This window comes from Bordetella flabilis (genome assembly GCF_001676725.1).
Classification (GTDB): Bacteria; Pseudomonadota; Gammaproteobacteria; order Burkholderiales; family Burkholderiaceae_B; genus Bordetella_C; species Bordetella_C flabilis.
On record NZ_CP016172.1, the window covers coordinates 2,877,638 to 2,900,902 of the forward strand.

A 23,265-nucleotide genomic window follows, 5' to 3' on the forward strand; every position below is an offset into this window, starting at 1 on the left:
CGGCACCATTCGCGAATAGTTAAGCCCCGCGCGGTCACTGCGACGGCAGGGCGTCCCGGCCGCAGCTACGTCCCGGCCATATCGGCGCGCAGCGAATCCCCGTATAGTTTTGTACTTCGTCCCCGACCGCCTTCATCATGCAAGTCGTCGTCCAAAGTGCCACTTCGCTTGCCGCTCCGGTGGTCGAGCGCCTCGCCCAAAGCCTGCAGGCCACGCATGTCTCGTGCGGCGACGCCGGTATCGCGGCCTTCACCCTGCCTCCGGGGTCGGACAAACCCCGTGATGTGCTGCACGCCCTCTGCCAGGAAGCGGGATTGGACAGCGCGGTCTTGCGGCAGGTGCGGCCATTGTCGGACTTCAAGCTGATCGTCTTCGATATGGACTCGACCCTCATCAATATCGAGTGCATCGACGAACTGGCCGATCTGGTCGGGAAAAAGCAGGAGGTTGCCGCGCTGACGGAGCAAGCCATGCAGTCCGGCAAGGTGGACTACGACACCAGCCTGCGCATGCGAACCCGCCTGCTGGCGGGCTTGCCGGTGCGCGACTTCCCCCGCCTGTATGAAGAGCGGGTACGCTTTTCTCCCGGCGCCCGTACCCTGGTCGCGGCCGCGCGCCAGGCAGGTCTCAAGACGGCGATCGTATCGGGCGGATTCGATTACTTCACCGGCCGCGTACGGGAAGAGCTGGGCGTGGACGCGCACTATTCCAATCACCTGGCCGTCAGCGGTGGATGCCTTACCGGGGAACTGGAGGGGACGCTTATCAATGCGCATGTCAAGGCGCAGCACTTGACGCGGCTATGCGCGGAGATCGGCATTCCGACTTCGGACGCGATCGTGGTGGGCGACGGTTCCAACGACCGCAACATGATGGCCTTGGCCGGCTTGTCCGTGGGTTTCCGCCCCAAGCCCATCCTGCGGCCCATGCTGGATATGGTGATCGACCATCTCGGCCTGGATTCCGTGCTGAATGTGCTGGCGCTCGGCCCCGCGCGCTAGGGCACCGCACCGGATGGCGCCTGCCGCCTAGGCGGGTGGCGTCGACTTCCGGTAGATCAGTTGCCCTGGCAGCAGCCGGTGTTCGTACCTGGTGCTGTCGCCCAGCAGCAGGGCAAACGCCTCCGCGATCATGTCCTCCACGGGCTGGCGTATGGTGGTCATGTCATAGGCAGCGTTGGAGGCGACGGGGTGGTCGTCGAAGCCGAATACGCGCACGTCTTCCGGCACCCGCTTTCCCAATGCATGGCGCAGCGCATCGATGGCGCCCGAGGCGATCTCATCGTCCGCGCAGAACAAGCCGTCCAGCCCGGGATGGCGCGCCATGATCGTCTGCGTGGCTTCATACCCCCAGGCGTAGGTGAATTCCTTCTCCAGCGAGGGGGCCGATGGCAAGCCCAGCTCTGCGACTCGCTCCATGAAACCGGCCAGACGGTCGCGATTGGTCGATACCGTCGGCATGCCACCCAGGAAGCCAAGCTGCCTGCTGCCCGAGCGGAACAGCACGTCGGCGGCGAGCCGCCCGCCGCCCCTGTTGTCCGTGGATACCGAATGGCCGTTGCCGACTTGCGAGTAGCGGTTGAACATGACGACCGGCACGCCTTGCTTCACGCACAAATCGGCGCCGGACGAGTGCAAGGAAGCCGTCGTGATGATGACGCCGCGTACCCGATATTGCAGGACCAGGGGCATGAGGTCATCCACCGTTTGCGGCGGGGTGGCGTTGAACAGCAAGGCCTGCAGGCCCACGCGGTGCAATTCGCGCGTGATGAGTTCCAGCACGACCGGATACCAAGGATTGGTAATGTTCGCCATGACGATGGCGATGATGTTGAACTTGCCGCTGCTCAAGCCGCGCGCCACGGGATCGGGACGGTAGTCGACCAGATCGATGACCTTCAGGATCTTTTCTCGTACTTCGTCGGAGACGGCGCCCTTGCCGGAAACGAAGCGCGAAACCGCCGCTTGCGAGACGCCGGCGAACCGCGCGACGTCTTTCTGTGTGGGAGCTTTCTTTTTCACCGTTGTGTTTGCATAGGGTCAGCGCCCGCGCCGTAGCGCGGCCGCCGCCAGGAAATGAGTAAGGCAATTTTCGACAATACGGGACACATCGTTATCGTAGTGGTTATGCGCCAGGCTGCCCAGGAAGGTGATGGATCCCACGGCGAAAAGGCCGCCGCCCGGCTCGTCCAGGCCAACGGCCATGTGGGCCCGCACGCCTTCGTACTTGCGGGGCAGCGACGCGGCGATGGTCCATGTCAGGATTTCCTCGGGCACGGTCCTGAATGTCGGGCCGTGGCCATCCGAGATGGCGACCACCTTCAGATAGCCGGGCGAACCCAGCTCGGGCACGACCTGGTCGAGCTCGAAGCCGGCCGCGCCGCCGCCGGACAATCCATAGTCGCCGAAGCTCTCTCCCTCGATTCCTTTGAACAGCCACGCTACGTCCGGGTCATGGGATTCCGGCGTGCGATGATAGCCCACGCCTTCGAAGGCGCCCTGAACGGCAAACCCCACGCCGCCGGTGACCTGCGGCGCAATGCCATTCCGCCGCCACATGCCGCCGTAGCCGCCGTCGAGCTGGTGATAGTACTCGCCCGGGTCGCTGGCCCACGCCCGTATCCCGCCCTCGGCACGGCGGATCTCCAGCATGTGGGGGGCGGATGCCGGGCGGGCAATCTTCCAGTAGAAGCCATTGGCGCCCAGGTACATCAGGTAGCCTCCGGATTCGCGGTAGGCGATGAGCGCTTCGATCATGCGGCGCGTGTGGTATTCGGGATGGGAGCCGGTCAATACCACGTCATACGGCTTGAGCGCATCGACCCCCTGGTCGTCCAGGTCCTCGTCGGTAATGACGTCGTAGTCGTGGCCTTTCTCGCGCAGCCAATCGGTCAGGTGCGAATCGGCCGGAAAGTGGCGCAGTCCCGAGCCCTTGGGATCGGGAAAGGTGAGGTAGCCGGGGCGCATGGTGAGCATCGGCCGCAGGCGCGACGATAGGCTGATGCCGGCCGCATCCTTGTGGCGGTTGTAGGTCGATGCGCCGAACCGCGTCACCACGTCGGGGTTGTGGGGGTAGGCGCCCCATGCGCGGATGCGTGCTTCCAGTTCGCCCGCGTAATTGCCACGCGCGTGGTTCGCGTAGGCCTGGTAGGTGAGCGTCGGCGCCAGGAACAGGACGCGCGCCCTTGGGCCGCCGGCGGACGGCGTCACATAGAAAGGGATAGTGTCCTTCCCATCCCCGTTGTCCACTTCCAGGCCATAGACGCCGGATTTCAGGCCGGCGGGAATCTGCAGGCTCAATGCCTCCTGCCAACCGCAGTCGGCCAGGGCATCGGCATGGAAATAAAGCGCGGCGTATTCGCCAGGCGCCTGCTTCCAATCCTGGTTCAGGCCCGTCCAGTTGGAACCGCGCGCAGCTCGTCCCGGCATGTTGACCAGGTCCAGGCAGGGCATGGCGGGCCGGGTGCCGGGAATGCGCTGCGCCTGCATCGCCGCGGAGAGGTCCCAGGCGGCGAGCAGGCGCTCCGTGGCCTGCCGCCTGGAGTCGCCGTCCCGCGGCGCTGCCGTATCGGCGTACAACGCGGGCGCCTCGACCAGTCCGTTGAACCCCGACGCCGGATGCCCCGCCCACATTGCACCCATGCACAACCGGGTGGGCCAGGGCAGGGCGCAGCCGGCGTGTACCCTTGCGGCCCGGGCGGCAAGGGCTGGCCCGGCGCCGGGCGTGCCGGTTTGCACGGGACCCACCGACACATCGACGCAGCCGTTATGGAGGTCCACGCCGGCATGCAGCGCCTGCCATCGATGCTGGGCCAGGCGCAGGCCGGTGGATAGCGTCCGCGTCGGCGCACCCTTGCCGCCCAGGAGCAGGACGCACAGCTCTTCGTTCTCCACGACCAATGCGACGCCTTGCGCGCCTTCGTCGTCCTGCAGGCTGGCAATGACTTGCCGGCAGTTGTCGCGTACCAGCGTTGGCTTGACCCGCAGACTCAGCGCCAGGTAGCCCGCCTGTCCGTCCGGCAGCGTCGCCAGCGCGCAGGATCCCGGGTAAACGGGCTGTTCGCGGCCGGCATAACGCGCCTCCAGCGCCACCTCCACGGGTTCGAGTTTCATGCCCGGCCCCTCCGGATTGGGATCGGCGCAGTGGATGCGCAGCACCCGCGCGGTGAAAGGCCTGTCGCCTGTCGAACTGATGCGGAAGGACAGCCGCTCGCCGGGGCGGGCGCTCAGTGGCGTGACGTAGCCGACGATGGGAGGAGAGGGCGGGGAGGCGGTCATGGTCAGGGCTCGGTCCGGGCGTTGGCGTCGGCGATGTCAGTGCACCGCGAGGTATTGTTCAAGACGGGCGGGATTCCCGCGTGCTTCGGCGCACCCGAAGGTATCCGCCACGGCGCCGTTCTCCAGCACGACCACGCGGTCCGCGATGTCCAGGGCCATGTTCAGGTTCTGCTCGACCAACAGGATCGTCAGGTCGTCTCCCTTCAACGCCTTGAGCACACTGGCGACCGCCTTGACCATGATGGGCGCGAGGCCCTGCGAAGGCTCGTCCAGCAGCAGCAGGCGAGGCCCCATGGCCAGGCCGCGCGCCATCACCATCATCTGCTGCTGTCCCCCCGACAGTTCGCCGCCCTTTTTCCTGAGCAGCTCCTTCAGCATGGGGAACAGGTCCATCAGGCGGTCCAGGGTATAGGGCGAGCTGGGACGGTAGCCCAGCATGATGTTCTCCTTCACCGTCAAAAGTACGAAAGGATCGCGCGTCTCCGGCACCAGCGTGATACCCAGCCGCGAGATCGCCTGCGGACTCGATCGGGAGATGTCCTTGCCGTCGAAGACGATGGTGCCGCTTGCCGGGCTGTTCAACCCCATGATGGAACGCAGCGTCGTACTCTTGCCGGCGCCATTGCGGCCCAGGAGCGCGACTACTTCCCGGTTGCCGACGCCGAAAGAGACGTCGTGGATCGCCTGGCTGGGGCCGTAATAGGTATTGATGGAATCGACGTTGAGCAACATGTTCACAGTCCGAAGTAGGCGGCGTGCACCGCCTGGTTCGCGCCGATCTCGGCGGCCGTGCCGGCGGCGATCAGGGCGCCCCGGTTCATCACGTGGATGCGGTCGGAAATCTCCATGACGACATTCATCTTGTGCTCGATCATGACAATGGTGTAGCGGGGCTTGATGTCGGCGATGAAGCGCTTGACCCGCTCCGTCTCGCGTTGCGACAGGCCCGCGGTGGGTTCGTCCAGCAGCAGGATCTCCGGGCGCGTCGCCAGGGTCACGGCGATCTCCAGCAAGCGCTGGTCGCCGTAGGAGACGGCCGCGGCCTGCGTGTGTTCGTACTGGCCCAGGCCCAGTTCGTGCAGCAACTGGCTGGCCTGCTCGCGCAACGCCGTGTAGCGGTCGACCCTGCGCCACCAGCCGACACGCCCGCCATGGGCCGCGCGATAGGCGGCCAGCCATACGTTCTCCAGGAAACTCAGCTCCAGATACACGCTGGAGATCTGGTAGGAGCGTCCGACGCCCCGGCGAGCGATCTGGTGCGGTTTCAGCCGCGTCACCGGATCGCCCTTGAGCAGGATCTCGCCCGCGCTGACCGGCAGGTCGCGCGTGAGCAGATTGAACAAGGTGGTCTTGCCTGCGCCGTTGGGACCAAGGATGCTGTGCAGCATGCCTGCTTCGAAACCGATCGAAAGGTTCTCGATGACGACATTGGCCCCGAACTTCTTGGTGACATTGCGGGCCTCGTAGGCATAGGCCGGCGCGGCCTTGGCGGGGTGGGCGGTCTGCCGCCCGTTCACGGCGTCGCTCATGGGGCGCTCCTTTGCTGGACGCGCGCGCCACCCAGGCGGCGGACGCGCTCGAACAGCTCGATGGCGCCGCCCTTCAGGAACAGGACCACCAGGATGATGAACACGCCGAACAGGAGGGGCCAGCGCGCCCACACCAGGCTGAAGAAGCCCTGGAGCCAGATGAAGAGCGCCGCGCCGATGATCGGACCGAAGATGGAGGACATGCCACCGATGATCACCATGAAAACCGCGGTGCCGGAGTTCGTCCAGGAGATGGCGTCGATAGGCATGATGCGGTAAAGCAGGGCGAACAAGGCACCCGCCACGCCGGACGCCGCGCCCGCCACCACGAAGGCCAGCAATTGCGCGCGGTACACCGAGTATCCCAGCGAGGCCGTGCGCCGGGCATTCTGCTTGGCGGCGTTGAGCACCAGCCCCAGGGGACTGTTCATCGTCTGGTACAGCGCGGCGAATATGGCGACGAACAGCACCGCGGCGAAGATATAGAAATTCAGATGGCTGGACAGGTCCAGCGTGCCCAGCCCGGGAATGTCCAGGTCGGGCCGCCGTATTCCGCCAAGGCCGTCTTCGCCGCCGGTGACGCTGTGCAGGCTATAGGCCAGGTAATAGATCATCTGGTTGAACGCAAAGGTCAGCATCATGAAATAGATGCCGGTGCGCTTGATGCTTATCATGCCCACCACCAGCGCCACCGCGGCGCTGCCGAGGGCGGCCAGGAGGATCCCGGCCAGCAACGGCAGATCCGTGTTGATGAACACGTAGCCGGCCACATAGCCACCCACACCAAAGAACGCCGCCTGTCCGAAGGAATACAGCCCGGCCACGCTGACGAGCAGGTAAGTGGCGAGCGCGAAGATGCCGTAAATCAGGATCTCGGTGGCGATATTGAGCGGCATGCAAAAGGGCGCCGCGACCGCCACCGCGATGGCCACGCCCGACACCAGGTACGTCGAGGCAGTGCGTTTCATCAGCGTTCCCCAAACAGGCCCTGCGGCCGGACCATCAGGGTGGCCACCATGGCCACGTAGATCAGGACGGTGCTCGCGGACGGTACGAACACCGAGGACACGCTCTGGATGACCCCGACCAGTACGCCGGCAGCCAGCGCGCCGTAGAGCGAACCCAGTCCTCCGATGACAAGCACCACGAACGCGATCGAAAGCATTTCGGAGCCCATGGTGGCATTGGCGCCCAGCAGCGGCAAAACCAATCCGCCCGACAGGCCGGCCAGGCCGGCGCCGAGGGCGAAGCCGGCGGTGATCAGGCGCGATACGTCTATGCCCAGGCACTGCGCCATCTCGCGCTTGTCGATGCCGGCTCGGATCTGCGAGCCCAGCCGGGTGCGCTCGATCATCAGCCAGACGACCGCGATGGTAAGCGCCGCCATCGCGCCGTTGAACACCAGGTATCTGGGCAGGAACGTAAAGCCCAGGTCGAAAGCGCCTTCAAGCCATTCGGGCGCGGCGGCGCTCAGGCCCATGGTGCCCCAGATGATGATGATCAGTTGTTCCAGAATCAGCGCGGTGCCGAACAGGAACAGCAGCTGGTAAAGATAGGGACCGCTCATCAGCCGGGACACGCCAAGTTTCTCGACAAGCGCGCCCACCAGCGCCGGTACGAGAAAAGCGATGGCCAACGCCAGCGCAAAAGGAATGTTTGCCTGTAGGGCGGCGTAGCAGGCGTAGGCGCCCAGCGCATAGAAAGCGCCGTGCGCGAAGTTCGGGACATTGAGCAGCCCCTTGATGATGGACAATCCGAACGCGGTAAGGGCGTAGATCATCCCGATCGCGAGCCCGTTCAGGAGCTGTGCGGCGAGCAAGGAAGTCATGGGTGGCCTTGAATGGAAAGCGCCGCCCGGCGGCCTATGTGCCGGTCAGCGCGCAGACCTTGGAGCGATGCGGAACGTGCGGCGTTACACCTGGCGTTTGCATTGGTTGAGTTCGGCCGGCTGCGGCTTGTCGCCCTGCGCCACGATGGTGGCCAGGTCGAATTCGTTTTTCATGGCCGCGGGCGCCTTGCACTCCACCACGTAGTACGGCCGCACGGTCTGGTGCGTGCGGGCGTCGATATGCGTGGGTCCGAAAATGCTGTCGTACTGCATGCCTTCCAAGGCCTTGATGACGGCGCTCACCTCGACGCTTTTGGCCTTGTCCATGGCCAGGAACAGGGTCCGCATGGAGTCGTAGCCATAGGCCGCGGCATAGGAGGGGACGTTCTTGTAGGCCTCGAGATAGCGCTTGACGAAGGCCTTGTTCACGGGCGTGTCGATGTCCTGGTAATAGTTCAGGCCGAGTATCATGCCGCTGCGCATCGCGGGTGACAGTTCCCGCATCTGTTCCACTTCCAGCGTCCACGGACCGACGATCTGCACCGACTTGACGCCGAAGCTGTTGAATTGCCGGATCGCCGTCACGGCGTCGGCGCCTGCCGTGAGCAGGCAGATGATGTCGGGCCGGGTAGACAAGGCCTTGGTGAAATACTGGGTGAACTGGCGCTCGCCCGACGGATGGTTGTCGTTGCCCACCAGTTCCAGGCCCAGTTCCTTGGCCGCGACCCGGGTGTAATGCAGCAACGATTGGCCGAAGGCGTAGTCGGCCGTAATCGTGTAGATTTTTTTCTTGTCGGGCAGGGTCTTGCTGACATACTCCAGCGTCGCGCGCAGCGCGGTATAGGCATGGGCCGACCATTGGAATGTGTAGGCACTGCAGCGCGACCCGGTGAAGTCTTCCGAGCCACCGGCCGCGTACTGAAGGACTTTCTCCTGGGCGGCGACTTCCAGCTCCGCCAGGCCGACGGCGCTGGAAAAATTGCCGACGAAGTAGCGCAGCTTGTCGGAGGCGATCGCTTCGGTCAGCCGGCGTACGCCCACGGCGGGCTTGCCTTCGTCATCCCGCACCACCAGGTTGATCTTCTTGCCGTGTACCGCGCCATTGCGTTCTTCTATCGCCAGCTTCGCGCCCTTCAGGACGAGGTCGCCCGCATAGGCAAAGGTGCCGGTCTGCTGCGACAAGACGCCCATGGTCAGCGACGCGTCGGAGTCTTGCGCCCAGGAAATGCCGGTCAGCGATGAGCCCAGCGCCGCGACGCCGGCTTTTAGGATGGTGCGGCGGTCCAGCTTTCTGTCAGAGATCATGGTGTTTCCCCTTGAAAGTGCGTGCTCAGCGCACGGCTTGGTGGTCTGCGTAGCCCATCTCGGCGCCGAAAGTCGTCAGCCCGCGTTCCAAGCGCCGCAACAGGTCCTCCATCTCGGCTTCGGTAATGACCAGCGGCGGGGCGATCAGCGTGGCGTTGTTAAACGGTGCGATGCCGGCGGTATAGACAATCAGGCCGGCCTTGAAGCAGTGCGCGGTAAATAGCGTGTTGGCATTGAGCGCGGGGTCCGGCGGCGTTCTGGCCACAGGATCGGTGACGAACTCGAACCCCCACAGCAGGCCCCGGCCGCGCACGTCGGCCATCCAGGAAAAACGCGCCGCCAGGCGGCGCAACCCGGCTTCCAGTTGCCTGGCGCGGGCCGCCACGTTGTCCAGCACGCGATGCTTGCGCATGTAGTCCACGACAGCCAGGCATGTCGCGGCGGACAGGGGATTGGCACTGAAGGTATGGCCGAAGGGCACGGTCTTGCCCGTGGCGGCGAAAGTCTCGACGATGCGCCGGTGAAAGAGCACGGCGCCCATCGGCGTATAGCCGGAGGTCATGCCCTTGCCCGTGGCGATCAAGTCCGGCGCGATGCCGTCATGGTCGCATCCGAACCAGGTACCGGTGCGGCCCATGCCGGTGATGACCTCGTCGGAGATCAGCAGCACCTCGTGCCGGTCGCAGATCTCACGCAGCGTGCGCAGGTAGCCGATATCCGGCGTCAGCGCGCCACCCGCGGCGCCGACGACCGGTTCGACGATGACGGCGGCCACCTTCCCGGGCCCGTACTCGCGGATGATCCGGTCCCACACCATGGCACCGTGGCCTTCCGCGTCCGCACCGGACAGGGGAAAACGATAGGGGTAGGGCGGCGGGGCCACCGCGAACGTGTGCAGCAGATTGCCATAATCGGCGCGCCGGGCGCTATGGCCCGACATGGACAGCGCGCCCAGCGTCATGCCGTGATAACTGATCGCCCGCCCCAGCACATGGGTTTTCCCGGGACGTCCCCGATCCCGCCAGTACTGCTGCGCGGTACGCAAAGCCAATTCAGTGGCTTCCGACCCGCTGTTGACGAAGAACACATGCTCGATGCCTTCGGGCGCCAGGTCGACCAGCGTCTGCGCCAGGGTTTCGGCCGGGGCGTTGGTGAAATGCGTCCGATACGTAAAGCAGACCTTCTCGGCCTGGCCATGCATGGCATCCAGCACTTCCCGCACGCCATGTCCTATTGAAACAGTCATCGCGCCGCCAGAGCCATCCAGGTAGTCGCGGCCCATGGCGTCGTAGATGTAGACGCCCTTCGCATGGTCGACCAGCGGCAGCCGCGCGTGCAGGGGCTGCTTGAGCAGCACGTCGATGGCAGGCTCGGTGAATTCGAATTCAGTTTCATTCATCATCAATGGATTCCTGCCTTGCGACGATGCGCCGGATACACGCGAAAATTCGGGGTTTGCAGGGGATGACCGTGGGCCACGCCCCTGAAACAAAGCAGTCCGGCGCTATGAATCCGTATTCTTATCGAGGCGTGGCTAGACGGCTATGAGGGTTTTCCCGTCGGTAAGGGGGCCTGATGGCGGGTTGCAAAGCAGGCAGGCGGGGAGCCCTGTATACGTATGCAGTACCGGCGCATTTACGTGTAACCGGACAGGCCCGGCGCTGTCAGTCGATCCTGATGCCTGACGACTTGATAAGGCCTGTATAGGAAGCGCGTTCGCTTTTCACCAGTTCCTGCAAGTCCCGGGGGCTTCCTGGCAGCGGCACGTTGCCGGTCGAGGTCAACTGCGCGCTCAGTGCCTCGCCCGTCAGCGCTTTACGCATGGCGGCATTGATGCGCGTGACGACGTCCGTCGGCGTGCGGGCCGGAGCGAAGACGGCGAACCAATTGCTCGCGGTGAAGCCGGGCACGCCGGCCTCCATGATGGTGGGCAGATCGGGCAGCAGGGCTTCCCGCACATTGCCGGTGGTCGCCAGTCCGGTCACCTTGCCGGCCTTGACCAGATTCAGCACCGTAGGCACGGAGTCGAACAATAGATCGATATTGCCGCCGGCCAGGTCGTTCAGGGCGGGTGTGGTGCCCTTGTAGGGAATGTGCCGCAAGCGTATGCCCGCGGCCTGCTGGAAGGCCGCGGCGGCCAGATGGGTATTCGACCCGTTGCCGGCCGAACCGATGGTCAGCGCTTCAGGCCTCTGTTTCGCATGCGCGATCAGCGCGGCCACCGTCTTGTAAGGGAAGCCGGGACGTGCCATCAGCACGTATTCGAAACGCGCCACCGCTCCCACTCGAACAAAGTCTTTCTCGGCGTCGTAGGGCAGGTCGCTCTTCAGGAGCGGGTTGATGACGAACGTTGCCGCGCTGCCAAGAAACAGGGTGTAGCCGTCCGGCACGCTGGAGGCGGCGGCTCGTGCCGCAATGGCGCCGCCTGCGCCCGGACGGTTCTCCACGATCAGGGGCTGGCCCAAAGGGCCCGCGATCTCGGTGGCCAAGGCGCGGGCGATGAAATCGCTGCCCCCGCCAGGCGCAAAGCCGACGATCAGCCGCGGGGGATGATGGGGAAATGCGGCCTGGCCGGAGACCAGCGTGGGAACAGCCGCCAGGGCGGCGATGGCGACAAGCCTGCGGCGCTGAAGATCTATCACGGGATTCGTCTCCGTATGATGTTATTGGTACGAGGGCGCGTCTGGAGCGGTGTAGGCGGCGGCGCTGCCGTACAGTTCCGCGATCCGCTCCGCCGTGTAGCCAAGTTCGGCGAGAACCGCGACGGTGTGTTCACCGATGTGGGGCGCCGGCAGGCGCACGGAAGGCTCGAAGCCTGTCATGCGGATGGCCGGGCGTATCTGCCGTATCTCGCCCTGTGTCGGATGTTGCGCCGGTTGCACCAGGCCCACGTCGCCCAAGTGCGGATCGGCCAAAAGCGACTCCAGCGTGTGGCACGGCATGCACGGAATGTCGTGCTTCAACAGCAGTTCGACGACTTCATCGGTATCGCGTTGCGCCAGCAGCTCGGCGCGCACGGCGAAGAATTCGGCGATATGCTCTATCCGCGATAGCGACGTGGCAAAGCGCACATCGGCCGCCAGATCGGGGCGCCCGAGCGCCGTGAACAACTTGCGTACCTGCGCATCGGTGTTGGTCGTGATGCAGGCATAGCCGTCGCGTGTGCGCACAGGCCGGGCGTTGGCGTCCAGCAGGCGGCGATCTCCCAGGCGATCGGTCGGCGGCTCGAAGCTGTGGCCGTACAGGTGTTCGCCAAGCAACAGCCCGGCATAGCTCTCGAACATGGGGACCTCGATCACGCGGCCCCTGCCATCGCGCTCGCGCGCGAATAGCGCGGCAAGAAGCGCATGCGTGACCATCAGCCCGGCGGTACGGTCGATCACCACATAAGGTACGTAGCGTGGCTGTCCGTCAGCGCCGGACAGCAGGCTCGCCAGCCCGGTCCCCCCTTGCAGAATGGAGTCATAGGCGGGCCGACCGGCATATCGGCCGTCGCTGCCGAAGCCGACAATCCCGCAGTACAGCAAGCCGGGGCGGCGCGCCATGAGCGTGCCCGCGTCCAGGCCCAGGCGGCCCACCGCCGCGTTGCGCATGTTGTGCAGGAACACATCCGCCGTATCCACCAGCTTCAGCAGCGCCTCGCGGCCGGCGGGCTGCTTCAGATCCAGTGAAATGCTGCGCTTGTTCCGGTTCATATGCATGAACTTCCCCGACATGCCCGGGGTCCTGGATCGACCGGAAATCCAGCGGATGACATCGCCCGACTTCTCCTCCAGCTTGATGACGTCGGCGCCGTAGTCGGCCAGCACCTGGGTGCAATAGGGGCCGACCACGGCCGAGGTCAGGTCCACGACCCGTATGCCGGCCAGGGGCATTGCCGTATCGGCGGACGCAGCGGGTGTTTCCATGTTCGTCGCCTCCATGGTCTTTATAGGTAGTTGATTTTGTCCACTAATTAGTTTAGTTTATCAACTACTTTGACTGACATCCAGCGCCATGCGTACACGAATCACCTCGATGCTCGGCATCGACCATCCCATCGTGCAGGCGGGAATGAGCTGGGCCTCGTCCAGCGCGGCACTGCCGGCGGCCGTCTCGAACGCCGGCGGGCTCGGGGTACTTGCCGCGGGCCCGTTGCGGCCGGACGATTTCGTGCGCGTGCTGGACGAACTGTCCGATGCCACCCACAGGCCCTACGCCGTCAACATTCCGCTATACCGCCCTGGCGCCGCCGAGATCCTGGATGCCATGCATGGCCATCGGGTGCCCGTAGTCATCGCCTCGCAGGGAAGCCCGAAAGCGCACCTGCCGCGCTTCCGCGATATCGGCGCCACCTGGATACAGGTCGTCGCCACGCTGGAACACGCCAGAAAGGCCGCCGATGCCGGTGTCGATGCGCTGGTGGTTGTGGGCACCGAGGCCGGGGGCCATCCGCCGGCCAGCGAGGTGACGACCCTGGTGACGGTGCGGCGTGTCCTGCAGGAAGTGTCCATTCCGGTCATCGCCAGCGGGGGCGTGGCCGACGGCTGGGGCATCGCTGCGCTGCTGGCGCTCGGCGCCGACGCGGTGCAACTGGGGACCCGCTTCCTGCTCACGGAAGAAGCCACCGTGCATGCCAACTACAAGGCCGCTGTCCTGGCGGCGGATGTCCACGACACCGCCCTGGTAGGGCGCCGGGACCTGCCGATACGCGGCCTGCGCAACGCCTTTGCTCGCGCGATCTTCGACGCGGAGCGCGCCCAATTGGCGCAAGAGGAATACCTGGCCCTGTTCAAGAAAAGCACGCTCAGGCAGGCGGCGCTGGACGGCGATGTCGAGTGGGGCAGGGTAGAACTGGGCCAGTCCGCTGGCCTGATCTCACAGATCGAACCCGCCGCCGCCGTAATGGACCGCCTGGTACGCGAGCTGGATGAAGCCACCGGCCGGCTGCGGACGATGGCCCGTTGAACGCTCACTATTCTTTAGACGACTTTGCGAACCGACATGGAACACCTGCTGATCGAAGACCGCGGCGCTGTCCGCATCCTGACGCTGAACCGGCCCGAGAAGCACAATGCGCTGAACACGCGCCTGACGCAGGAACTGCTCGACAGCCTGCGCGAGGCGGATCGGACCGCCGGCATCAACGCCGTAGTCTTGACGGGCGCCGGCAAGTCGTTTTGCGCGGGCGCCGACACGACTGAATTCTCCGCGCTGACGCCGCAGGATCCACAAGCGGTGAGCGCCCGCGCGGACCTGACCACCAGCCTGCACCTGGTGTTCTCGCAGATGAACAAACCGGTGGTCTCCGCCGTGCGGGGAAACGCGCTGGGCGGCGGTGCCGGCCTGGCCATCGCCTGCGACTTGTGCGTCATGTCGGAGACCGTGCGCTTCGGGTACCCCGAGCTCAAGCACGGGATCGTCGCGGCAGTGGTCATGGCGAACCTGGTCCGGCAGGTGGGCCGCAAGCAGGCGTTCGAACTGGTGTCCCTGGCTGAACCCCTGGACGGCCACGCCGCCAAGGCCTGGGGCCTGTGCAATCGCGTCGTGCCGGACGAGCGCGTGCTCGATACGGCGCTCGATCTGGCGCACAAGGTCGCGGGGTGGAGCGCCATCGCCATGGCCACGACCAAGCGCGCGTTTCACCGCGCGGCGGACCTGGGGCTGGCCCAGGCGCTCGAAGTCGGCCGCGACGCGAACGTCATGATGCGGGGCTTTCGCAAGGACAAGGCATGAGACCGCTGGAGGGCATCACCATTCTGGACCTGTCGCGCGTGCTGGCCTGCCCGTTCGCGTCCATGATCCTTGCCGAGCTGGGGGCCGAAGTCATCAAGGTCGAGCAGCCGGGCGCAGGCGACGAAACGCGGGAGTTCGAGCCCGTGGTGCAGGGGGATGCGGGCAACGTATCGGCCTACTACATGGCCTTCAATCGCAGCAAGCGATCCATTACGGTCAATCTGCGTTCTCCCGAGGGCCAGGATGTCGTTCGCCGCCTGGCTGCGAAGACGGATGTGCTGCTGGAGAACTTTCCGGTCGGGACGATGAAGAAGTACGGGCTGGACTATGCCGCGATGTCAGCGCTCAACAGCCGTATCGTCCACGTAAGTTGCACCGGCTTCGGCATGACCGGCCCCTACGCGAAGCGCAAAGGGTACGACACGGTATTCCAGGCCATGTGCGGCATCATGAGCCTGACAGGCGAGCGCGGCGGCGGCCCGGTGAAGCCCGGTCTTCCGGTGGCGGACCTTAGCTCCGGCCTGTGGGTATGCATCGCCATCCTGTCGGCCCTGGCGGGGCGTGAGAAAACCGGCCACGGTTGCCACGTGGACTTTTCGATGTTCGACGGACAAGTGGGGCTGTTGTCGCTGGCCGCGGCCCGCTGGTTCACCCTTGGAGAAGTCCCCGAGCGCCTGGGTACGGAACATCCCGGCCGCATCCCGTCGGCCGCCTTCCTGTGCGCGGACGGCAAGTGGGTCCAGATAACCGGTAGCGACCAGCACTGGCCCCCCTTGTGCAATCTGCTCGGCCTGGAAGCGTGGGGCGCCGATCCGGCCCTGGCTCGCAACGCCGATCGCCTGGCGCGGCGCGAGGAGATCATGGCGGGCTTGCAGCAGGCGATACGCCGACTGGACCGGGATGAGCTGTGCCGCCGCTGCGATGCAGCCGGCGTCCCCGCAGGCCCCATCCTGCAGGTCGACGAAGTGCTTGCCAATGAGCACGTGGCGGCGCGCGGCATGGTGGTGGACTTCGAGCATCCGCTGGTCGGCCGCTTCCCCGGTCTGCGCGTGCCATTGCGGTTCGATGGCATGGATGACCCGCAGGTGGGCCGTCCGCCGCTGCTGGGCGAGCATACGGATGAAGTGTTACGCGAAAAGCTGGGCTTGGCCGATGCCGAGATCGCGCGCCTGCGTGGCGCCGGCGCCGTCTAGCCACGCGCGCGTCAGGAACGCCGGGGCACGCACACGATCGCGCGGGTCGCGCGCCAATAACCAGAGAGGAGACAACACATGAACATGCTTCGCCCGACGCTTCGCCGCAAGGTCCGAAGATTGTTTCGCCAGATCCTGCCGGCTTTTGCGCTGTGCATGGCGCTGCCCAAGGCCATGGCGGCCGACAGCTATCCTTCGCACCCCTTGGTACTGATCAATCCCTATGCGGTTGGAGGGCCGGCTGATCTTCTGGGACGTGCGCTCGCCAAGGAACTGGGAGAGATCCTGGGGCAATCCGTGATCGTCGAAAACAAACCTGGCGGCGGGGCAAGCATAGGCACTGCCTATGTGGCCAAAGCCGCGCCCGACGGCTACACCATGCTGTTGGGTACAGCGGCCGCTCACACGGTGACGCCGATGGCGACCAAGGTGCCCTACAAGGGCATCGAGGATTTCGAGTTCGTGGGCATGGTGGCGAATGTGCCCAATATCCTCACCGTCTATCCGTCGGTTCCCGCGCAGAACCTGAAAGAATTCATCGCCCTGGCCAAGTCGCAGCCGGGAAAATTCAATTACGCGTCCGCGGGCATGGGCAGCTCGCCGCACATCGCGGCGGAGATGTTCAAGCACTACGCCAATGTGGATCTCGTCCATGTGCCTTACAAGGGCGCAGCGCCGGCGGTGAATGACCTGGTGGCCGGCACGGTTGCGGTCGGACTGCTCAATATTTCCGCCGTATTGCCGTTTATAAAGTCCGGCAAGCTGCGCGCGCTGGCTTATGCCAACACGGAACGTTCGCCCGACCTGCCGAACGTGCCCACCTTTGCGGAGTCCGGTCTTCCCGACATGGTCTCAGGTAGCTGGTACAGCCTGGCCGTCCCTGCCGGAACGCCCGCCGCCATCGTCGACAAGCTGGCGCAGGCCCTGAAGGCGGTACAGGAGCGACCGGAATTCAAGAAGATCCTGGCGGCGCAGAACGCCATCGTGATGCCCCAACAGAAGCAACAGGCCACCGATTACATTCGCGCCGATGGCATGCGGCTCGCCGAGCTTGTGAAGGCGACCGGCATGAAACTACAAGAGTGAGGGAAGGGAATGAGCACGCTACCCGTATTCGAAACACTGCAACTCGAACTTGAAGGAGGGATCTCCACCCTCTGGCTGAACCGTCCGGATAGCCGCAACGCGCTGAACCTGCGCATGTGTCATGAGATCACGGCCGCGTGCGAGGCGCTGGAGCAGAACGAAGCCGTGCGCGTCGTCGTGCTCCGGGCCCGCGGCGTGGCGTTTTGCGCCGGCGCGGACCTGAAGGAAAGGCAGGGCATGAGTGCGGCCGAGATGGTCGCGCGCAGGGTGGACGGCTTTACGGCGTATGCCGCCCTCGAGGCATTGTCCAAGCCCCTGATCGCCGCCGTGCACGGTGCGGCGTTCGGATCCGGTTGTGAGATCGCCGCCGCCTGCGATTTCGTCCTGGCGACGTCGCAGGCAGCCTTCAAGTACCCGGAGGTGGGGTGGGGGACGGTCGGCGCGACCCAGAGGTTGCCGCGTATCGTCGGGCGCCGCATGGCCAAGGAACTGCTTTTTACCGGTAGAACCATGGACGCACGCGAAGCCCTGCAGTTGGGGCTGGTCAACCATGTGTACGAGCCGCAGGAATTCGACGCCGCCATTGCTGAAATGGTTGAACGCATCGCGGCAGCCAATCCGCTGACGGTCCGGTTGACCAAGCAAAGCATCGACGAGGGGCTGGATACCACGCGCGAAGGCGCCATGGCGATCGAACTGGTGGCCATCCAGCGCAACCTTCGGCACAGCGATTGGCAGAAGGCGATTTCAACCTTCGGCAAAAAGGAGAAGGGCGATGCGGCTTCTTGACGATCATGGGGTTCCCATCCCGGCGACCGTCGCGCAGGTCCTGAAGGCCACCGGACTCGCACGGCCGCAGCAGGAAGCCTATGTCGGGCCCGGGGAACGCTTGAGCTGGAGTGCCATGCGCAAGGAGAGCCGGCGCCTGGCGGCCGCCATGCACAAGGCGGGCATCGGCAAGGGCGATCACGTAGGCCTGATGCTGGGCAATTCGGGGCTGTGGATCGCGGCGTTTTTCGCCTGCGCCTCCATCGGCGCGGTCACCGTTCCGGTGAACACACGCTTCAGAATCGAAGAGCTGCAGTTCTGCCTGAAGCAGGCCGATGTCAAGCTGCTGCTGTATGCCGACAATTTCCTGGGCATAGACTTCACCGGGCTGCTGCGCGAGGTCGAACCGGCCATCGACCGAGGCTTGCCCGGCGACGCGCTGCCGCAGTTGCGCCGCGCCGTCATGGTGGGAGAGGGCGGTGCGCCCGGAGGATTGCAGACGCTGGCAGCCTTCCTGGACGCCGGCAAGGAGGTTTCCGACCAGGAACTGGACAGGCTGGCCGACTCCGTCTCACCGGAGGACGTCCTGCTGATGCAGTACACGTCCGGCACGACGTCCTTTCCCAAGGGTGTGATGCTTACCCACCACAACATGCTGGGCAATGCCGCTTGCGTGGCGCGCCGCCTGGGCGTGACCGCCGAGGACCGCTACTTCAGCATCCGGCCGTTCTACCACGTCGCGGGCAGTACCTTGTCCGTGCTGGTGACCCTGGTCACGGGCTGCTGCCTGTTGAGCCTGCCGAAATTCGACGTCAAGCAGACGCTGGAAGTCCTGGAAACCGAGCGCTGCACGCTTACTTCCGGCAATGACACGATCTTCCTGATGATGATGGGGCACGCCGACTTCGACCCCGGGCGTATCTGCCTGAAGGGCGGCTGGGCGGCGGCGGGGCCGGAAGTCATGCAGAAAATCCGGGATGTCATGCAGGTCCCATATGTCTGCAACGCCTACGGCCAATCCGAGGCATCGCCCAACGTACTGGTGAGCGACCGCGAGGACGCCTTCGAACTGCGCCGCGACGGCTTCATGCTGCCGCATCCGGGCGTCGAGGTACGCCTGGCGGACCCGGATACCGGCGCCGTCACCCCGCCCGGGACGGCCCAGGGCGAGATCCAGGTCCGCGGCTGGAACGTCATGCGCGGCTATTACAAGCTGCCCGAAGCGACCGGGCGCGCCTTTACCCCGGACGGCTGGCTGCGTACCGGCGACATGGGAGAGCAGCGCGCGGACGGGCGCATGCGCATGGTGGGAAGGCTCAAGGACATCTTCCGTGTCGGCGGAGAGAACGTCGCCCCGGCGGAAGTGGAGGAGGTCCTGCACGGCCATCCCGCGGTGCAGATGGCGCAGGTGATTGGTGTCCCGGATGCCCGGCTGGGCGAGGTGGCGGGCGCCTTCATCCTGTTGAAGCCGGGACAGCAGAGCAGTTGCGAGGAACTGCTGGCCTGGTGCAAGGCGCGTTGCGCCAACTTCAAGGTGCCTCGCTATATCGCGCTGGTGGACACCTTCGAGAACATTGGCATGACCGGCAGCAGCAAGGTGCAAAAGAACAAGTTGCGCGACTACGCGATCAAGCTGTGGAAGATCGAACGCGACACGGTGGCCTCATGAACGACGGAAATAGCGCGAACATGGTTTCCTCGCTGGAACAGGACGGCCGGACCGTCGTGCTGTGCGAATGCTTCGCCCGCGACGGCCTGCAGCATGAACCGGATTTCCTGCCCACCGCTACCAAAACGGCGCTGGTGCAACGCTTCGCGGATATCGGCTTTGCCCGGGTGGAGGCGACCTCATACAGCAACCCCAAGGTCGTGCCGCAATTCGCCGACGCGACCGACATGCTGCGCGGGTTGCCGCGCCGTCCCGGCGTCTTCTACAAGGCGACTTGCGCGAACGTGCGCGCGGTCGAACGCGCCGTCGCCGACGCCCAGGCAGGCTTCGGCGCCAACGAGATCAGTCTGCTGGTCTCGGCCACGGAATCGCATTCGATGAAGAACCTGGCGCGCAGCCGGGCGGACCAGTGGGCCAATATCCGGCAGATGGCCGGCGCCGCGGGCGGCCGCTTTCGCCTGATCGGGACGATCTCCATGGCGTTCGGGTGTTCCTTCGAAGGGAAGGTCGACCCGTCCATCGTGATGGACGACGTGGGCCGGATGCGTGACGCTGGCGTACGCCATGTGACGCTCGGAGACACCACCGGCACCGCGACCCCGGTCACGACACGCACGCTGTTTCGCCGCCTGATGGCGGAGTACCCGGACGTCGTCCCCATCGCCCACTTTCACGACACCCGCGGTACGGGGCTGGCGAACTACGTCGCGGCACTGGAGGCGGGGGTGAGGCATTTCGATTGCGCCATCGGCGGCGTCGGCGGCCACCCCGCCAAGGTTCGGTACGGTGGCGGGCACACGGGGAATGTATGCACGGAGGACCTGGTGGACCTCTTCGAGAACATGGGCGTGAAGACCGGTATCGACCTGGACAGGTTGCTGTCCACCGTTGAAGCCTGCGAACAGGCGCTGGGCAGAACGCTGCAGGGACGCGTAGCCCGCAGCGGCCTCAATCCCTTGCGTACCGCTCCATACACCGCGCCCGCTCGACCCGCATGACCGGAGTCGTCCGGCGCCGCCGATCCATTAGACTCGCCACATCATGAGCAACGACCCTGTCACCCGAACGAAAATGCCGCCTGAAGCCCAGTCGTCCGACGCGGGGAAAACCCGTGCGCGAAACTTCAAGGAGCTCATCTCCTTTCGCTTGAACATGCTGGCCAGCACCTGGAGCCGGCTCGCCGCCGAGTCCAACCAACGCGATTTCGGCCTCGATCCGCGCGAATGGCGCATCGTCGGCATGCTCGGGACCCATGCGCCGATGTCTCTGCAAGGCCTGGCACGCGAGGTCAACCTGGACAAGAGCCAGGCCAGCCGGACCGTGTCGGACATGATCGAACGCGGCTTGCTCCAGCGCGAATCCGACGAGAGCGACGGCCGCGGCGTGCAACTGAGCCTGACTTCGCAGGGCAAGGCGCTCTATCGCAAAGTCTTTCCGCGCGCCGTCCGGCGCAACGAGGAACTGCTGTCCGTTCTCAGCGAGGAGGAGCGGGCGGTCCTGGACCGCGCGCTCGACGTGTTGACCACGCACGCGCAGAAAACGCTGGCGAAATCCCGCGAAACCCCGGGGCGTGTGCGATAGGAAGGGCGTTGACGCGCACCCTCCCGACGCGCCCGATAGGCAGGGCCTTGACCGCAAACTCGCCAGCGCGTGCGACGGGTAGGGCGTTGACAGCCCATCGTGTTGCAAGCGGCGTCGCCAGGCACGACCAGCCAGCGGCGGAAACCTTCATGGCTGCCGCTGTCCCGCTCAGGCGCCGTAGTCGCCGGCCGCTTCGGGCTGGTACACGACCTTTGCGATGGTCCCGTGGTGCACCACCCGGTCGGGCCCTTGCCATTGGACCGTCTGGCCCTCGCGGCAGCCGATCAGGCTCAGGCCCAGCGGCGACAGCACGGAAATGCAGCCATGCGCCGCATCGGCCTCCGCCGGGTAGACCAGGGTCACCTCGTGCTCCTGATCCCTGTCGTCGCGCAGCCGGATGCGGGTACGCATCGTGATGAGATCAGGCGGAACCGCGTGGCCGGGCAGGGTAGGCGCCATGTCGAAAAAGTCATGGGCGCTATGCGTTGCTTCCAGATGGCGGCTGGCCGTCAGCCGCGCCAACAGGCCGACGAGACGAGCATGGTCGAGTTCGGTCAGCACCCGTTCATGGGTCAGTGCGTGCATGGGATGTTCCTCTAAGGTCTTGCGCCGCACGGAGGTGCGGCACGGCTTTGCGCGGGCTGGGCCCGACGACCTGGAGGAATGCGCTGGAAAAAGTGCTGCGGGTCGCCGGGCTCAAGCATGTGCGGCAAAAGCCGCGGCCGGTCCGGTCATGTGGACGCCAGGCGGGCAGGCGCACGCCAGGCCCGGCCGCTGGCGCGGGCCGGTACCGGTCGTGAAATCGTGCGTGGCGTGCCGTGAAGTCATGGCGACGATTGTAGGCCGTCCATGGCGACCCGTCCAATGCGGCGAGACGGGAATTCATGATCGACGTGTATGCATCGCGCCATACCGCCAGTCATATCGACGCGGAGGTATCGATGAGCAGGCGATCATGCTGGCAATCGCCACCGGCGCCGATTCCTCGCCCGCAGCGGCCTGGCGAAGTTGGCCGGAAGGCGTCCCGGCGCGCCGCTTGCCTAGCGCCTCAGCAAAGGGCATCCATGCCCGGACGATCGAGGACTATGAGCATGGGGTTGGAAATCATTGAATTGCTGCAATGGCCCGCCATGGTGGCATCGCTTGCCGCGGCTTGGCTGGTCGCATCCACGCAGAAGCATCGCCGTAAAACCGGGTTTTGGGTTTTCCTGCTGAGCAACCTGCTGTGGATAGCGTGGGGGTGGCACGACGAGGCCTATGCGCTGATCGCGCTGCAGCTTGGTCTGGCAGTGATGAACATCCGGGGCGTGTTGAAGACCCGGCCCTCGACCCAGGCGGACCCGAATGCGAAAGCCTGAGCCAAACCGGAGTCTCATGTCGCCGTCACGGTGCGGCGGGTTGCCATCGCAGCTTTGCTCGAAGGCTCGGCCAGTTGGGGGATCAGGCGGCCGCCGGACCGCTGCGATGTACAGGACCATTTCGGGCAGAACGCTCCAACAACCGCATAATGCATATTATGTAAAGTGCAATACAGAGAGCATGGTGCAACCCGTTGGCCGTCCTAGGATGAAGATCGGCCCAGAGCCCGCCCGTCTCCAGCGCAAAGACTGGGACGGTCGGCAGTAAGGCGATCCAGAACCGGCGGTTGAAGTCGCGCAGCTCGGAGGTTTCGCTGTCAGCCTCCTCCGCGGGGATCACCGGCTCCAGGGCCATGCCGCAGATCGGACAGTTGCCCGGTCTTTTTGGCGGACCTGCGGGTGCATCGGACACGTATAGTCGATGTCCACAAGGTCACGGGGCGCACTGGAATGCGTGCCGCGAGGGCGCGAGCTGGACGCGCTATACGTAGGCCTGGTAAACCCGCGCACGCCCTGCCCGCTCGATCAGATAGACGTTGTAGGGCAAACGACGGCCGCCGTAGTCGGGGCCGTCCATGCCGGGCGCGCCCAGCGGCATACCCGGTACCGCCAAACCGACCGCCTCGGGACGCTCCCGGAGCAAGCGGCGGATCTCGGTCGCGGGCACATGGCCCTCCAGCGCGTAGCCGTCAATGCGCGCGGAGTGGCACGATGCGTAGTCGTTCGGAATGCCATTGCGTTGCCGCACGGCCGACGTGTCCGGCACATCGTGCACGGCGACCTCGAATCCGCTGTCTTTCAGATGCTTGACCCAGTCCTTGCAGCATCCGCACGTCGGTGTCTTCCAGACCGAAATTTGCGCGCCGCTGCCCGCCACCGCCCAGACAGGCGCGCCGGCGAGCGCTACCAGCAAGGCGCGGCGCATTTGACGATGAGTTTCCGATATCGGTTGCATG

The 23,265-nt window shown here is 65.2% G+C and carries 23 protein-coding genes; 10 read left to right on the forward strand and 13 right to left on the reverse strand.

Annotation, left to right across the window (positions count from 1 at the left end; translation table 11 throughout):
• Positions 1-137: 137 nt before the first annotated feature.
• Positions 138-1,001: a phosphoserine phosphatase SerB gene (gene serB, locus BAU07_RS12520; RefSeq protein WP_066658087.1), complete on the forward strand. Its 864-nt coding sequence runs from the start codon at positions 138-140 to the stop codon at positions 999-1,001.
• Between the two features lie 27 nt (positions 1,002-1,028).
• Here serB and BAU07_RS12525 read toward each other — a convergent pair whose 3' ends face one another.
• The 10 genes from BAU07_RS12525 to BAU07_RS12570 form a co-directional block, all read right to left on the reverse strand.
• A complete protein-coding gene (locus tag BAU07_RS12525) occupies positions 1,029-2,021 on the reverse strand; it encodes a LacI family DNA-binding transcriptional regulator (protein ID WP_066658088.1) in 993 nt (330 codons plus the stop codon).
• 18 nt (positions 2,022-2,039) lie between these two features.
• Entirely contained in the window at positions 2,040-4,277 is a 2,238-nt protein-coding gene (locus BAU07_RS12530) for a N,N-dimethylformamidase beta subunit family domain-containing protein (protein WP_066658089.1), read from the reverse strand.
• A 36-nt stretch (positions 4,278-4,313) separates the two neighbouring features.
• Positions 4,314-5,009, reverse strand: a complete 696-nt coding sequence (locus BAU07_RS12535; protein ID WP_066658091.1) for an ABC transporter ATP-binding protein — start codon at positions 5,007-5,009, stop codon at positions 4,314-4,316.
• Positions 5,010-5,011: 2 nt separating this feature from the next.
• Positions 5,012-5,806: an ABC transporter ATP-binding protein gene (locus BAU07_RS12540; protein WP_084025667.1), complete on the reverse strand. Its 795-nt coding sequence runs from the start codon at positions 5,804-5,806 to the stop codon at positions 5,012-5,014.
• Positions 5,803-6,774, reverse strand: coding sequence for a branched-chain amino acid ABC transporter permease (locus BAU07_RS12545; RefSeq protein WP_066658094.1), 972 nt, complete (start codon positions 6,772-6,774; stop codon positions 5,803-5,805). The genes BAU07_RS12540 and BAU07_RS12545 overlap by 4 nt, the downstream gene beginning before the upstream one ends.
• Complete coding sequence (locus tag BAU07_RS12550; RefSeq protein ID WP_066658096.1) at positions 6,774-7,634, reverse strand: branched-chain amino acid ABC transporter permease; 861 nt, start codon at positions 7,632-7,634, stop codon at positions 6,774-6,776. Before BAU07_RS12550 ends, BAU07_RS12545 begins: the two co-directional genes overlap by 1 nt.
• 84 nt (positions 7,635-7,718) lie before the next feature.
• On the reverse strand, positions 7,719-8,939 hold the full coding sequence (locus BAU07_RS12555; protein WP_066658098.1) for an ABC transporter substrate-binding protein: 1,221 nt from the start codon (positions 8,937-8,939) through the stop codon (positions 7,719-7,721).
• Positions 8,940-8,964: 25 nt separating this feature from the next.
• Positions 8,965-10,341 (reverse strand): aminotransferase family protein, encoded by a 1,377-nt coding sequence (locus BAU07_RS12560; protein WP_232338300.1) that lies wholly within the window; start codon positions 10,339-10,341, stop codon positions 8,965-8,967.
• A gap of 262 nt (positions 10,342-10,603) precedes the next feature.
• A complete protein-coding gene (locus tag BAU07_RS12565; RefSeq protein ID WP_066658100.1) occupies positions 10,604-11,581 on the reverse strand; it encodes a Bug family tripartite tricarboxylate transporter substrate binding protein in 978 nt (325 codons plus the stop codon).
• Between the two features lie 21 nt (positions 11,582-11,602).
• Positions 11,603-12,847, reverse strand: coding sequence for a CaiB/BaiF CoA transferase family protein (locus BAU07_RS12570; RefSeq protein WP_084025669.1), 1,245 nt, complete (start codon positions 12,845-12,847; stop codon positions 11,603-11,605).
• Between the two features lie 88 nt (positions 12,848-12,935).
• Between BAU07_RS12570 and BAU07_RS12575 the strand changes: the two genes are divergently transcribed.
• From BAU07_RS12575 to BAU07_RS12610, 8 genes are all read left to right on the forward strand, one after another.
• Entirely contained in the window at positions 12,936-13,886 is a 951-nt protein-coding gene (locus tag BAU07_RS12575) for an NAD(P)H-dependent flavin oxidoreductase (protein ID WP_066658102.1), read from the forward strand.
• A 36-nt stretch (positions 13,887-13,922) separates the two neighbouring features.
• Positions 13,923-14,654, forward strand: a complete 732-nt coding sequence (locus tag BAU07_RS12580) for an enoyl-CoA hydratase/isomerase family protein (protein ID WP_066658105.1) — start codon at positions 13,923-13,925, stop codon at positions 14,652-14,654.
• Positions 14,651-15,847, forward strand: a complete 1,197-nt coding sequence (locus BAU07_RS12585; RefSeq protein ID WP_066658112.1) for a CaiB/BaiF CoA transferase family protein — start codon at positions 14,651-14,653, stop codon at positions 15,845-15,847. The genes BAU07_RS12580 and BAU07_RS12585 overlap by 4 nt, the downstream gene beginning before the upstream one ends.
• Positions 15,848-15,925: 78 nt before the next feature.
• Positions 15,926-16,933, forward strand: a complete 1,008-nt coding sequence (locus BAU07_RS12590) for a Bug family tripartite tricarboxylate transporter substrate binding protein (RefSeq protein WP_066658114.1) — start codon at positions 15,926-15,928, stop codon at positions 16,931-16,933.
• 9 nt (positions 16,934-16,942) lie between these two features.
• Complete coding sequence (locus BAU07_RS12595; RefSeq protein ID WP_066658118.1) at positions 16,943-17,722, forward strand: enoyl-CoA hydratase/isomerase family protein; 780 nt, start codon at positions 16,943-16,945, stop codon at positions 17,720-17,722.
• Positions 17,709-19,370: an AMP-binding protein gene (locus tag BAU07_RS12600; protein ID WP_066658120.1), complete on the forward strand. Its 1,662-nt coding sequence runs from the start codon at positions 17,709-17,711 to the stop codon at positions 19,368-19,370. The genes BAU07_RS12595 and BAU07_RS12600 overlap by 14 nt, the downstream gene beginning before the upstream one ends.
• The gene (locus BAU07_RS12605; protein WP_232338301.1) at positions 19,367-20,368 is read left to right on the forward strand and encodes a hydroxymethylglutaryl-CoA lyase; all 1,002 of its coding nucleotides are present in this window, start codon (positions 19,367-19,369) and stop codon (positions 20,366-20,368) included. The genes BAU07_RS12600 and BAU07_RS12605 overlap by 4 nt, the downstream gene beginning before the upstream one ends.
• A 43-nt stretch (positions 20,369-20,411) precedes the next feature.
• Positions 20,412-20,951 carry a MarR family winged helix-turn-helix transcriptional regulator gene (locus BAU07_RS12610; RefSeq protein ID WP_232338302.1) on the forward strand — a complete coding sequence of 180 codons (540 nt, stop codon included), beginning with the start codon at positions 20,412-20,414 and terminating at the stop codon, positions 20,949-20,951.
• Positions 20,952-21,119: 168 nt separating this feature from the next.
• On the opposite strand, the gene BAU07_RS12615 is transcribed toward BAU07_RS12610, so the two are convergent.
• The gene (locus BAU07_RS12615) at positions 21,120-21,536 is read right to left on the reverse strand and encodes a GreA/GreB family elongation factor (protein ID WP_066658126.1); all 417 of its coding nucleotides are present in this window, start codon (positions 21,534-21,536) and stop codon (positions 21,120-21,122) included.
• 500 nt (positions 21,537-22,036) lie between these two features.
• Between BAU07_RS12615 and BAU07_RS12620 the strand changes: the two genes are divergently transcribed.
• On the forward strand, positions 22,037-22,309 hold the full coding sequence (locus tag BAU07_RS12620; protein WP_415830224.1) for a hypothetical protein: 273 nt from the start codon (positions 22,037-22,039) through the stop codon (positions 22,307-22,309).
• Between the two features lie 82 nt (positions 22,310-22,391).
• Here the strand turns inward: BAU07_RS12620 and BAU07_RS27795 are convergent, their stop codons facing one another.
• Positions 22,392-22,721, reverse strand: a complete 330-nt coding sequence (locus tag BAU07_RS27795) for a heavy metal-binding domain-containing protein (RefSeq protein WP_415830226.1) — start codon at positions 22,719-22,721, stop codon at positions 22,392-22,394.
• A 69-nt stretch (positions 22,722-22,790) separates the two neighbouring features.
• Complete coding sequence (locus tag BAU07_RS12630) at positions 22,791-23,234, reverse strand: DUF411 domain-containing protein (protein ID WP_232338303.1); 444 nt, start codon at positions 23,232-23,234, stop codon at positions 22,791-22,793.
• Positions 23,235-23,265 lie beyond the last annotated feature (31 nt).